The sequence below is a fragment of the Sorangium sp. So ce887 genome, assembly GCF_051521455.1.
Taxonomy (GTDB): Bacteria; Myxococcota_A; Polyangia; order Polyangiales; family Polyangiaceae; genus Sorangium.
In genome coordinates, this window is record NZ_CP150354.1 from 7,438,199 (window position 1) to 7,451,482 (window position 13,284).

Here is a 13,284-nt window from a genome sequence, read left to right on the forward strand (position 1 = left end):
GACCCTGGATCCTGCGCGAAGGCGGGCGACGAGGATTGCCCGCCCCGCTCTGCTCGTGCATACCGGCGTCTGGTGCAGTCAGGGGCGGGGGCAGGAGAACGGGAGATCACGATGCGCGTTATCCATGGATCGGTAGCTGGCTGGGCCGGTGCAGCCCTCATGGCCTTGGGCCTCTTCGCCGGGTGCGGCGAAGCGGACGAACAGCCGGGCTCGGGGCAGGAGGCGACCGGATCGGGCGGCGGCGCGTCGGGCACGGGCGGCGATGCCACCGGCGCCACGTCCGGCGCCGGCGCCGGCAGCGCGACGTCCGGCGCCGGCGCCGGCAGCGCGACGTCCGGCGCCGGCGGCGACACCTCCGGCACGAGCGCCACCTCCGGCACGGGTGCCACCTCCGGCACGGGTGCCACCTCCGGCACGGGCGCCGGGGGCGGGGATGTCACCGGGCCGGGGTTCTCGGTGCGAGGCCGCTTCCTCCACGACCGCTGCGGCGAGAAGGTGCTGCTCCGGGGCGTCAACGAGATGATCGTCTGGCTCTCGTCGGGGTCCGACGGCATGCCGGAGTTCCAGGAGATCGCGAAGACAGGCGCCAACACGGTGCGGATCGTGTGGGAGACCAAGGCGTCCGTGGCGGGCCTCGATCAGGCCATCACGAACGCGCTCTCGCAGAAGCTCATTCCGATCGTCGAGCTGCACGACGCCACGGGCAAATGGGAGCTCCTGCCCAGCCTCGTCGACTACTGGACGAAACCGGAGGCCGTCGCCGTGATCAAGAAGCACGAGCAGAACCTGCTCGTCAACATCGGCAACGAGGTCGGGGACGTGGTGGACAACGCGGCGTGGGAGGCGGGCTACAAGCAGGCGATCACCCGGATGCGCGACGCCGGCATCACGACGCCGCTCATCATCGACGCCTCCAAGTGGGGGCAGAACATCGACCAGCTCCAGGCCGTCGGCCCCGCGCTCGTCGCGCACGATCCGAACATCCTGCTCAGCGTGCACATGTGGTGGACGGACGGGAGCGGGGCCACGATCACGAAGGAGCTCAACGAGTCCGTGGCGCTGAACCTGCCTCTGATGGTCGGCGAGTTCGCGCAGCACGCCGTGTACGAGTGCAGCCGGCACCCGTTCGATTACAAGACCCTCCTGGCCAAGAGCGTCGAGCTCGAGGTGGGGTGGCTCGCCTGGTCGTGGGGCGCCGCCGAGAACGGTGACTGCAAGGACGACGGGCCGTTCGACATGACGACCGACGGGACCTTCGCGGGGCTCACCGGCTGGGGCCGCGAGGTCGCGGTGACCGACCCGAACAGCATCCAGAACACCTCGGTGCGCCCGCACTCCATCGAGACGGGCTCGTGCAGGTAGCGCGGCGGCCGCCTCAGGCGCGCACCAGCGCGCCGGCGAGGCGGATCGCCGCGTCCAGGTCCTCCGCGATGTAAACGCGCCTGGACCTCTCCTCCAGGCGCGCCTTGTCGAAGATCTCGCGCGGCCTGGGCAGCGGGCCGGCCAGGACCACCGTCTTCTGGCGCCGCACGAGCCCGTCGATCGCGTTCTCGAGGGCGACGAACCCCGTGCTGTCGATGAACGGGACCTTGCCGAGGTGGAGGATCATCACCTCGTAGCTATCCCCACGGATCGCGTGCAGCGCCGCCATCGCCTTCTGGACGGCGCCGAAGAACAGCGGGCCATTGATCTCGTACAGGGCGACCCGCTCCGGAAGCACGAACTCGCCCAGCTCGTCGGCGGTGTTCAGCACCGTTCGACCCCCCGTCAGCTCGGCCATCCGGCGCATGAAGAGCATGGCGGCCAGGACCACGCCGGCCGACACCGCGACCACCATGTCCATCACCACGGTGAGCCCGTAGCAGGTGAGCAGCACGAACACATCACTCCTCGGCGCGAGCTTCACGATACGGATGAAATGGTGGAGCTCCGACATGTTCCACGCGACGAGCAGCAGCAGCGCTGCCAGCGACGCCATGGGGACGTAGGCCACGAGCGGGGCGAGGAAGAGGATCGACAGCAGGACGACAACGGCGTGCGTGAAGGCCGCGATCGGAGAGCGCGCGCCTGCCCGGATGTTCGTGGCGGTGCGCGCGAGCGCGCCGGTCGCCGCGATGCCGCCGAAGATCGGCGCGACGATGTTCCCGATCCCGAGGCCGATGAGCTCCGAGTCCGGATCATGCTTGGTCCCCGTCATGCCATCGGCGATGACCGCCGACAGCAGCGACTCGATGGCGCCGAGCATGGCGATGGCGAACGCGGAGGGGAGCAGCTCCCTCACGAGCTCGTGCGAGAGCCCGTCGCCCCACGGGAGCGAGGGAGTCGGGAGGACCGGCGGGATCCCGGCGAGCTCCACGCCGTCGAGGGTGGTGTGAAAGCGGCTGCCGATCGTCGCCACGGAGAACACGGGGTAGACCTCGGCGACGACCACCGCAGCGAGCGACACGAGGGTGATGGCGAGGAGCGGCGCCGGCACCTTCTTGACGACGCGGGGGATGACCAGGAGCAGGGCGAGCGTCGAGACGGCGACGGCCAGCTCGAAGACGTCGGCCGTCCCGCGAGCCGCCCACAAGGCGGCCACCTTGGCCGCGTAGTGCTCCGGGAGCGGCCCTGCCTCGAGGCCCAGGACGTCCTTCACCTGAAGCGTCGCGATCACGGTGGCGATCCCTGCGGTGAAGCCGGTCGTCACCGGATACGGGATGTATTCGATGAGCCGGCCGAGCCGCGCGAGCCCCATGATCACGAGCAGCACGCCGGCCATCAGCCCCGCCGTCATCAGCCCTGCCACCCCGTGCTTCGTCACGATCGGCGCGAGGATCACCACGAAGGCCGCCGTCGGGCCGGTGACCTGGAACTTGCAACCGCCCAGGAGCGCCACGAGCGCGCCGGCCACGATCGCCGTGTAAAGCCCGTGCTGAGGCGGAGCGCCCACCGCGATGGCGAGGGCCATCGAGAGGGGGAGCGCCACGACGCCGACGACGGTGCCGGCCAGGAGGTCGGCCTGGAAATCGCCGAGGCCGTATCCCTTGCTGAAGCTGCGCCGGAGGGCAGCCGCCACCGGGATTCGACGCCTCACCGGCTCGGGCTGAAGAGAAGGCTGAGGAGAAGAAGACATCGTCACACCTCCACCACCCGCGCACGGATGGTGTCCAGGATCGTCCATCCCCAGGCGGGCTTCGGGATGATCGTGAGGAGATGGCGCGCGCCTCCGCCGGTCGCGAGCGCCGCGAAGCCTCGAGGATTCCGGGTCACGAGGAGGGGGAGCACGCCGGGACGGTCACGCGTGATGCGCTCGACCGCCGCCTCGACCTCGGCCAGCGGGTAATCGTCCGGGAAGAGCACGATCGCCGAGATGGCGGCGCCGTCCAGCACCGGCGCGCGCAGGTGGCGCGTCACGTGCGCCGTCACGCCGGCGCGCTGGAGGTACTCTTGCAGCCCATCCAGCGTCTCCGCGTTGTCCGAGACGATCACCACGTGAAGCGGATCGCCCCGCCGTCGTCGCACGCTGGAGTGCACCGCGGCCCTTGTCTTCCTCACCATCAGTTCGACGCCATCTTCAGGCGGTGGACGATGCCTTCGTGCTCGCCGCGCAGCGCTTCGGGCAAGCGGTTTCCGAAGCGCGCGAGGAGCTCCTGATTGCGGGCCATCTGCTCTGTCCAGGCGCGGAGATCGACCTCGTGCAGCTGCTGGGCGTGGTCCGCGGAGAGGCCGAGGCCGCCCACGTCGAGCTCGGTGGGAACGAACCCGATCGGCGTGAGCCGCGCGGCGGCGCTGCGCTGCACGCGCTGGACGATCCACTTCAGGACGCGCGCATCGTGCCCGCGGCCGGGCCACAGGGGCTTGCCCCTGTCGGCGCGGTGCCAGTTGACATGGAAGACCCGCGGCGCCCTCGGCAGCCGCGCGCCGAAAGACAGCCAGTGAGCGAAGTAGTCGCCCATGTTGTAACCGCAATAGGAGAGCATCCCCATCGGGTCGCTCCGCGGCGCCGCGGCGGGCGTCGTCTGCGAGAGCAGGGTGGCTCCGATGTACACGCCTTGCGCCCAGCTCGTGGCCTCGTACACGAGCGGCGCCACCTCCGCCCCGCCGCCGGCGAAGACGATGGCGGAGAGGGGCACGCCCTTCGGGTTGAGGATCGCGCGCGTCACGGTGGGGCACTGGCTCGCCGCGACGGTGAACCGCGCGTCCGGGTGCGCCGCGGGCTCCGGCGACGAGGCCGACCACGGGCGCCCCCGCCAGTCGACGAGCCCGTCTCTCGGCTCCTCGCCCATGCCCTCCCACCACGGCGCGCCGTCCTGCTGAAGCGCGGTGTTCGTGAACAGGACATCGTGACCCAGGAGCTGCTTGATGCTGGGGTTCTGCTTGAGGCTCGTCCCGGGCACGACGCCGGACATCCCGGCCAGCGGGTTGATGGCCCAGAGCTGTCCGTCCTCCCCCGGGTGCATCCAGCAGACATCGTCGCCGACCACCTTCGCCGACCATCCGGGCACGTCCGGGACCAGCGTCGACAGGCGCGTGTTCCCGCCGGCGCCGGGGCTGGCCACGGCGAGATAATGCAGCTCTCCCTCCGGATCGGTCAGCTCCAGGAGGAGCATGCGCTCCGCGAGCCAACCTTCCTTCCGTGCCTGCGCGCTCGCCATGCGGAGGGCGTGGCACGACGTGCCGAGGACCGCGCTGTCGCCGTGCCCGGAGCCGATGCTCCAGATCGTCTTCGTCGAGGGGAAGTGGACGACGTACCGGCGGTCCGGGGAGAGATCGCCCGTGCTGTGGAGACCTCGAACGAAGTCGGAGGAGCTGCCGAGGTGCTCCAGGGCCGCCTTCCCCATGCGCGTCATGAGCCGAAGGCTCGCGACGACGTACGGGCTGTCCGTGAGCTGCACCCCCACGCGGCTGAAGCGCGAGTCGCACTGGCCGAGGAGGTACGGGACCACGAACAGCGTCCGGCCAGCCATCGCCCCGGCGAACAGCGGCCACACGATCCGGTTCGCGTCGTCCTCGGATATCCAGGGGTTCGTCGGCCCGGCGTCGACGCGCTGCTGCGTGCAGAGGAGCGGCCGAGACTCCGCGCGAGCCACGTCGTCCGGCGGGGAGCGATGCAGGAAGCTCCGCGGGTATCTGTCCGGATCGAGCGGCGCCAGCACGCCCTTCGCGACCATTTGCTTCTGGAGCCACCTGATCTCCGCGTCCGTACCGTCACACCAGTGGATGCTCGAGGGGCGGACGTGCGTCGCGACCGAGAGTACCCAGGAGTCGAGCTCTTCGTTCTGCATGCTTGTTCTTTCCTTCAGGTGCCTCTCCGCTGCTTCGATGGCGACCGCCGCGCGGCGCCGCGATGCGCCTTCTCCAGCGCAGCCACGTCGGCCACAGCGACATCGGCCACAGCCACATCGGTCACAGCCACGTCGGTCACAGCCACGGCGTGCAGCAACATCGGTGCCACGCGACGATGTCCTCTGTTTGTCGCGCGCTCGCTACCCGTTCAACGCGAACAGCGGGACGAATGTGGCATGGCGACAGATTGTCGCTATAATTTGCTCGTGAACCGCCGATCACGACAACTTGACGTAGTTATTGAGCCCGTGATGCGGTCGGTTGCGATGCGGGATCTCGGCCGCGTTCTTCGCACGGTCGCCCCGAAGGAGGTGGGGATCTCGCTCGTCGGCGAGAGCGGGACCGGCAAGGAAGTGCTCGCCCGCCAGATCCATGATCTGTCGCTCCGTCGCTCGGGTCCTTTCATCCCCATCAACTGCGCTGCCGTGCCGGAGGCGCTCTTCGAGAGCGAGCTGTTCGGCCACGAGAGAGGCGCCTTCACCGGAGCGGTCGAGAGGACGCGCGGCAAGATCCAGGCGGCGGACGGCGGGACGCTCTTCCTCGACGAGATCGGCGAGATGCCGATCTCGGTTCAGGCAAAGCTCCTGCGCTTCCTTGAGAACAGGAAGTTCATGCGCGTGGGCGGCACCGAGAAGCTCTCCGTGGATGCCCGCATCGTGTGCGCGACGCTTCGGCCGCTGGAGGAGGAGGTGAAGGCCGGCCGTTTCCGGGCCGACCTTTATTATCGTATCCAGGGGGTGACGCTGCTGGTGCCGCCCCTCCGGGAGCGACAGGCCGATTTCCCGCCGCTCGTGCACCTGTTCCTGCAGCAGCTCGCCGCCAAGCACGGGGAGCCGCCGGCCCGGATGACGCGGGCGGCGATGGCCGCTTTGCGCCGGCACGACTGGCCGGGCAACGTGCGCGAGCTCCGGAGCGTCATCGAGCTGCTCACGCTCCTGCGATCGGGCAAGCAGGTCCGGCTGCGCGATCTTCCAAGGCCGCTCCGGGAGCTGGCCCCGGCCTTCGAGGCCCCCTCCGCCTCGGGCTCCGGAGGCGCTCGCGTGCTGGAGATCTCGCTCGACGCCACGCTGGACGAGTCGATCCGGAAGATCCTCGACGCCGCGCTGGCGCTGGAGAGCGGCAATCGTTCGAGGGCCGCAAAGCGGCTCGGGATCAGCCTTCGCACGGTGCAGCGGTATCTCGCTGCGTCGGGTCCGGTCGGCCCGGCCGCGCCGCCCCGATAGAGGACCGCGGCACGAGCGAATCCGTCAGTCTCCTGATGGCACTGCTGAATAACTCCTGGTCTCTTGAGAGTAATGCAACAAAGAGCCCGAGTGTCCGCTGTGTCAAGGATCGCCGCGCAGGAGCGCGCGCCGTTCGATGTCGTGTCGATGTCTTGCCCGCGCCTCAGGGGGCTCGCTCGCCGAACCGGCGCTCGCCATCACTCGCATGGCGCCCTAAACTACCGTGGGGCCAGCGTGATGGTCTGGAGTTCCGGGACATCGTCCGAGATTCACCGTTGCCGGTATTTTGTGATTTCCAGGCACACGATGAACGGCAGGACGGTCGTGCGCAAGAGCGTCCTGCCGGGCCCGTGTTCGCCGCGCGCGACCGAGCTGCTGCGCGGCGAACAGGGTGTCCTTCTCGCGCTCGACGCTCCCGGGGTCGCGCGTCCGCTCCGATGGGAGGATCAGGAGCAGACGCCGACACTCGTGCTGGAGGACGCGGGCCCCGAGGACCTCGAGCAGCGGCTCGACGCGGGCCCCCTGCCCATCGACGCCTTTCTCGAGATCGCTTCCGAGCTCGCGGACATCTGTGCCCGCATTCACGCCAAGAACGTCGTCCACCGAGCGATCGCGCCGTCTCGCGTGGTGCTCGGTCCGGGCGGGAGGGTCACGCTGATCCACTTCGTCGAGACGTCCGCGCGCACGAGCGTCACCGGGGCGTTCGATCTGAAACAGACCCGTAAGCTCTCGTGGATCTCGCCGGAGCAGACGGGGCGGATGAACCGGTTCGTCGATTGGCGCTCGGACCTCTACTCTCTGGGAGCGACGTTCTATGCGGCGCTCACCGGCGCACCCCCCTTCCGCTCCTCGGATCCGCTCGAGCTCACGCATGCACATATCGCGCGAGTGCCGGTGCCCGCGTCGATCGTGAATCCGCGCGTCCCGCCGCTGCTCGCCGATCTCGTGCAGAAGCTCCTCGCCAAGATGCCGGAGCAGCGATACCAGAGCGCCGATGCCCTCTCCGCCGACCTCCATCAAGCGCGGCGGCAATGGCTCGCGTCCCGCACGATCGAGCCGTTCGAGCTGGGCCGGCTCGACCTGGGCAAGGAGCTGCCGCTGCCGAAGCGCCTGTATGGCCGCCAGCGCGAGCTCGCCGTGCTGCGAGACGCCCTCGCCCGCGTCTCGACCCACGGGACCGAGCTCATGCTCGTAGCGGGAGATGCTGGCGTCGGCAAGACCGCCCTCGTCGCGGCGGTGCGTGACGCGGCGCTCGCGCGAGGCGGCCGGTTCGCCTCCGGCAAATTCGACCTGCGCGCGGCGAACGTGCCCTATGCATCGGTATTGGAGGCGCTCCGCGCCCTCGCGCGCGCGGTCCTCTCCGAGTCCGAGCCCGAGGCGTCTCGGGCGCAGGAGCTCCGGCGCCTCCGGGAGGCCGTTGGAGCCAACGGCCGCGTGCTCGCAGATCTCGTCCCGGAGCTCCGGGGTGTCATTGGTGATTTGCCCGAGGTTCCCGTGCTCGGTCCGATGGAGACGGAGAACCGCTTCCACCTCACGCTCCAGGTCTTCGTGCGCGCCGTTGCCGCGCTCCGGCCCCTCGTGCTCTTCCTCGACGACCTGCAATGGACGGACGCGGCCTCGCTCCGGGTCCTGCGGGCCCTCGTTACGGACGCCGAGAGCAGGCGCGTGCTCCTGCTCGGCGCGTTCCGGCCGCGGGACGTCGGCCCCGATCACCCCCTCGCCAGGGCGCTGGACGAGGTCCGGAGGGTGGGCGCCGTCATCATGCGTCTGGACCTCGGTCCGCTCGGCATCGATGCGCTCGTCGCGCTCCTCACCGACCTCCTCCGCTGCAAGCCCGATGATCGCGTGAGACCGCTCGCAGCGCTGGTCCTCGCGAAAACCGGGGGCAATCCGTTCTTCGTCAGAACGCTCCTTTGCTCGCTTCACCGCGACCGCCTCCTTGCCTTCGACAGCGCGCGAGGGACGTGGACCTGGAACCTGCGGCGGATCGAGCGGGTCGGAATTACCGAAAACGTGATCGAGCTGACGACGGCGGCCATCCGCAGGTTGTCCGAAGAGGCGCAACAGCTCCTCCAGCTCGCGGCGTGCGTCGGCAAGCACGTGGACCTGCGAATCCTCGCGACCCTCTGGGGCAAGTCAATCGACGAGACGACCCCCTGGCTGGACGAGGCGCTGCGCGAGGGGCTGCTCGTCCCCGATGACGAGCACGGGTCGAAAGATGCGGTGCTCCGCGCCCGGTTCGTCCACGATCGCGTCCAGCAGGCCGCCTACGCGCTTCTCTCCGAGGAGCAGCAGAAGAAGCTCCATTTGCAGATCGGACGCAGCCTCTTGGTGCTCTTTCGGGGCGACGAGCTCGAGGAGAGGCTGTTCGACGTCGTCGACCAGCTCGATCTGGGCCGAGACCTGCTCGCAGGGCTCGAGCGGGTCGAGCTCGCGAGGTTGAACCAACGCGCTGGGATCAAGGCGCGGCGCGCTGCGGCCTTTGGCCCCGCGCTCGCGTACTTCCGGACTGCGCTCGGATTGCTGCCGGACGGCGCGTGGCGCTCGCACTACGAGCTTTGCTTCTCCCTTCACTGCGCCGCGGCCGAATGCGCCTCGCTGACGGGCGACCATGCGCTGTGCAGCGCGCTCGTCGAGGAGGGGCTCGGCCATGCCGCCTCCCTGCTCGAGGCGGTGGATCTCCAGGAGATTCGCATTGCGAGCGCGACGACCACGGGCGAATACAAGGCAGCGATCGAGTGGGGGAGGGCGGCCTGGCAAGCGCTTGGCCTCGAGCTGCCGCGGGAGGATCTCGGCCGCGCGGTGGAATCGGAGCGGGAGGCCATTCGGGCCCTGCTCGGGGATCGCTCCCCGGCGGCGCTCCTCGGCGCTCCGCACGTGAAAAGCGCCGAGGAAGACGCCTCCGTGCGGCTCACATCGGCCATGCTGCAGCCCGCCTGGTTCGCTGATCGCGATCTCTTCGTGCTGGTCGCGGCGAGGGGGGTCCGCTTCGCGCTCGAGCGCGGCCAGGGCGCCTATTCCACGGCGTACGGCTGCTATTCCATGTACCTGGCCGCCGTCGGCGAATTCGCGGAGGCCGAGGCGTTCAGCCGCGTCGCCCTGGAGCTGGCCGAGAGATCCGGGGACGCCGCGCGGCAGGTCGAGGCTTCCCACTGCCACAACGCGTTCGTCCGTCCTTGGCGGCAGCCTTTCGCCTCCTGCGCGACAGCGAGCTACCACGACTTCACGCTGGGGCGGCAATCGGGCCAGTTTCGCATGGCCGCCTATGCCAGCAGGGCGATGGTCGTCTATTCATTTACAGCGGGGATGGAGCTTGACCGGGTGCTGGTCGAGCTGAACGACGGTCTGTCATTCTGCCGGAGGGCCGGCAATCAGGGGATCGCTCTCTGCCACCTCGCCTATCGGCAGGCGATTTGCTGCCTGAGGGGGATGACGCACGGACGCAACCGCTTCGACGACGGCGAGTTCAGCGAGGCGACGTTCCTCGCATCTGCCTCGAACGAGCCGACGGTGTCGTGCATGTATGGCATCCTGCGCCTCGAGACCTCGTACCTGTTCGGCGAGATCGGGGAGGCTCGGAGGTGGTCCGAGGCGGCGCTCGTCCACCTCGACCTTCTGGGCGGGTTTGGCCCCGTAGCTGAGCATGTGCTGTTCACCGCGCTCACCCTGCTTTCGCTTCATGACGGGGCCACGGCTCCGGAGCGGACCGAGCTCTTGACCCGCGTGGCGGGCTTGCAGGCTCAGATGCGGCGGTGGGAAGAGAGCTGCGCCGAGAACTTCCGCCACAAACGCCTCATCGTGGACGCGGAGATTGCCCGAGTGGAGGGGCGTTTCCTCGATTCCGCCCAGGCCTACGATCAGGCCATCGAGGAGGCGGCGCGGGCGGGATTTCTGCAATATACGGCGCTGGCGAGCGAGCTCGGCGGTCGCCTGCTCCGCGCGTTTGGCAGGAGCCGCGTCGCGGACGCCATGTATTTGCGCCCAGCTGTGCAGGGCTGGGCGCGGTGGGGAGCTCTGGAAAAGGCGCGCGCGCTCGAGCGCGAGTTCGCCCTCGACGGGGGGATCGCGGCATCCAGCGTTGCCGACGAGCCCTCCCGCGGGGAGATGCTCGACGCGCTCAGCCTGCTCAAGGCGGCAGAGGCCATCACGAGCGAGATCGTGCTCGAGCGTCTGCTCGGAAAACTGATGGAGACATGCCTCCAGGCGGCCGGCGCCGAGCGGGGCGTGCTCGTCTTCGAGGAAGCGGGCGCTCCCTTCGTCCGGGCGAGCGGGCGAGCGGTCAAGCCGGTATTCATCGAGCGGACGCCGCTCGAAGGCGCGCGGCAGGTCCCGCGGGAGATCATCGAGCACGTGCGCAGGACCCGGAAGGTCCTCGTGCTGGACGACGCATCCATGGACGCAACATTCGCGTCTGACCCCTACCTGGCCGATGGAAACGTGAAGTCGCTCCTCGTGCTCCCCATCCAGCGGAAGGAGTCGCTGCTCGGCACCTTCCTCTTCGAAAACGACCTGACGACCTACGCCTTCACGAAGGAGCGCGTGCGGGTGCTGGAGGTCTTGTCGGCCCAGATTGCCATTGCGATCGAGAACAGCCTCCTCTTCGAGAAGCTCAAGGTGGAGGTCGACGAGCGGACGCGCGCGGAGCAGGCCGTGCGCTTCCTGGCCAGCGCGAGCGAGGTGCTCGCCGCATCGCTCGACTATCCGACGACCCTGCAGAGCCTCGCGTCGCTCGTCGTTCCCACGCTCGCTGCATGGTGCTTCATCGACGTGATCGAGGAGGACGGACAGATCCGACGCGTGGCCGAGAAGCACGCCGACCCTGCAAAGGAAATGGCGCTCCGCGCGCTGCAGGAGCGGGACCCGCCCGACTGGACCTCACCCCAGCTGTCGACCGGCGTGCTTGCCGCCGGCGTGCCGGTCGTGCTGCCGGAGCTCACGGAGGCCGTCGTGCAATCCCATACCCGGGACGACGAGCACGCCCGGCTTCTCCGCGAGCTCGGGGCGCACAGCGCCATGGCCGTGCCGCTGATCGCTCGGGGAAGGACGCTCGGGGCCATCACCCTGAGCGCCGCGGACCCGACACGCTCGTACGGGCCTTCGGATCTGGCCGTTGCCGAGGAGCTGGCGCATCGAGCCGCGATGGCTGTCGACAACGCCCGTCTCTATCGCGACGCCCAGGAGGGGGTGCGCGTCCGCGAGGAGTTCATCACCATCGCCTCCCACGAGCTGAGAACCCCGATCGCCTCGATGAGGTTAGCCATTCAGGGGCTCTTGCGCCGGAAGCGCGAGCCCGCGACCGAGGAGCAGATCACGCGAGCCTTGCGGACCACGGAGAGGCAGATCGATCGGCTCGTGCGCCTCATCGACGAGCTGCTCGACGTCTCCCGGCTCCATGCCGGTCGGATCCCTCTCCACCTCGAGCAGGTCGACCTCGCCGCGGTCGTGCGCGAGGCCGTCGAGCCATTCCGCGAGCGCATAGCGCAATCCCGGTCGTCGCTCCACGTGCATGCCGAGGCGCCCGTCGTCGGGACGTGGGATCGATTCAGGCTGGAGCAGGTGATGGCGAATCTTCTCGACAACGCCCTCAAGTTCGGCGCCGGCGAGCCCATCTCAATCACAGTTGCACGGAGGAACGGCATGGCACAGCTCACGGTGGAGGACCGTGGCATCGGGATCCCGCCCGCGCGGCTCGCCCGCGTGTTCGAGCGCTTCGAGCGCGCGGTGTCGACGCACAACTATGGAGGATTCGGGCTCGGCCTCTACATCGTTCGAGGGATCGTGGAGGCGCTCGGCGGCGCGGTCCGCGTCGACAGCACGCTGGGCGCGGGATCGAGGTTCACAGTCGAGCTGCCCTGCGCGGGACCGCCCGCGATCACGCTTGACAGAGTGTGAAGGCCGTCCACCAAGATGCCCCGCTCTGGGCGCTCTACCTCGGGAACATGTGGAAGTACGGCTTCGCCTCTTCGACCACCCGGGCGAAGGAAGGGCGCGCCATCAGGCGTTCGAAATAGGCGCCCACGTTCCTGTGAGTGTCCACGAAGGGCTGCACCTGGTTCGCATAGAACAGCGCCGGCGCAGCGGCGCAATCGGCCAGGCTGAAGGTGTCGCCCATGGCCCACGGCTTCTTGCTGGCCATCTCCTGCTCGATCATGCCGTAGGAGGTCAGCAGCAGGCTCCTCGCCTGCTCCACGCCGAGCGGGTCCTTCTTCTCCGGGGGACGCAGCCTGTCGCCGACGATCCTCTGCATGGGATCGTGGACGTAGCAATCATAGAAACGATCGCGCAGGCGCGTCTGCAAGGCGAGGTCCGCGTCCGCGGGGACGAGCTGCGTCCTGCCCGGGTGATGGAGCGCCAGGTACTCGATGATGATGGTCGACTCCGGGATGGTCCGATCCCTCGCATCGTCGCGCAGCACCGGCATCTTTCCCATGGGCCAGAGCTTCTTGAACTCCGCGCTGGCAGCCTCGTTCCCGAGATCGACGAGGTGCGGCTCGAAGGGCGTGTCGTTCTCGTACAAGGCGATGAGCGCCTTCTGGCAATACGACGCGAGGGGATGGAAGTAGAACGTGAGCGACATCCGGGAGATCTCCTTTGCGCCGGCGCCACCCTCCACGCCGACGACCGGATCGGCGCAGAGATCGGCCGCAAGCCGTATCCAAACTTAACCGGTTCAGCAGGTGCCGGGGACGACCGTTCGGGCGAAGGCGCGTTGATGAAGCGAATGCCTGACTAT

Annotated in this window: 8 protein-coding genes; 3 read left to right on the forward strand and 5 right to left on the reverse strand. The window is 68.8% G+C overall.

What is annotated here, in order from left to right:
* Nucleotides 1-159 precede the first annotated feature (159 nt).
* A complete protein-coding gene (locus tag WMF36_RS27515; protein WP_437573735.1) occupies nucleotides 160-1,362 on the forward strand; it encodes a cellulase family glycosylhydrolase in 1,203 nt (400 codons plus the stop codon).
* Between the two features lie 13 nt (nucleotides 1,363-1,375).
* Here WMF36_RS27515 and dauA read toward each other — a convergent pair whose 3' ends face one another.
* From dauA to WMF36_RS27535, 4 genes are read right to left on the reverse strand one after another with little or no spacing between them, the layout of a single operon-like run.
* On the reverse strand, nucleotides 1,376-3,115 hold the full coding sequence (gene dauA / locus WMF36_RS27520; protein ID WP_437573736.1) for a C4-dicarboxylic acid transporter DauA: 1,740 nt from the start codon (nucleotides 3,113-3,115) through the stop codon (nucleotides 1,376-1,378).
* Between the two features lie 2 nt (nucleotides 3,116-3,117).
* Nucleotides 3,118-3,540 (reverse strand): hypothetical protein, encoded by a 423-nt coding sequence (locus tag WMF36_RS27525; protein WP_437573737.1) that lies wholly within the window; start codon nucleotides 3,538-3,540, stop codon nucleotides 3,118-3,120.
* Entirely contained in the window at nucleotides 3,540-5,267 is a 1,728-nt protein-coding gene (locus WMF36_RS27530) for a phosphoenolpyruvate carboxykinase (GTP) (RefSeq protein WP_437573738.1), read from the reverse strand. The genes WMF36_RS27525 and WMF36_RS27530 overlap by 1 nt, the downstream gene beginning before the upstream one ends.
* 14 nt (nucleotides 5,268-5,281) lie before the next feature.
* Nucleotides 5,282-5,437, reverse strand: coding sequence for a hypothetical protein (locus tag WMF36_RS27535; RefSeq protein ID WP_437573739.1), 156 nt, complete (start codon nucleotides 5,435-5,437; stop codon nucleotides 5,282-5,284).
* Nucleotides 5,438-5,579: 142 nt separating this feature from the next.
* Here WMF36_RS27535 and WMF36_RS27540 point away from each other — a divergent pair, with 142 nt between their 5' ends.
* Both WMF36_RS27540 and WMF36_RS27545 read left to right on the forward strand, forming a co-directional pair.
* Nucleotides 5,580-6,551: a sigma-54 interaction domain-containing protein gene (locus WMF36_RS27540; RefSeq protein ID WP_437581971.1), complete on the forward strand. Its 972-nt coding sequence runs from the start codon at nucleotides 5,580-5,582 to the stop codon at nucleotides 6,549-6,551.
* Nucleotides 6,552-6,788: 237 nt separating this feature from the next.
* Nucleotides 6,789-12,443: an AAA family ATPase gene (locus WMF36_RS27545; protein ID WP_437573740.1), complete on the forward strand. Its 5,655-nt coding sequence runs from the start codon at nucleotides 6,789-6,791 to the stop codon at nucleotides 12,441-12,443.
* Nucleotides 12,444-12,477: 34 nt separating this feature from the next.
* On the opposite strand, the gene WMF36_RS27550 is transcribed toward WMF36_RS27545, so the two are convergent.
* On the reverse strand, nucleotides 12,478-13,128 hold the full coding sequence (locus tag WMF36_RS27550; RefSeq protein ID WP_437573741.1) for a glutathione S-transferase family protein: 651 nt from the start codon (nucleotides 13,126-13,128) through the stop codon (nucleotides 12,478-12,480).
* Nucleotides 13,129-13,284 lie beyond the last annotated feature (156 nt).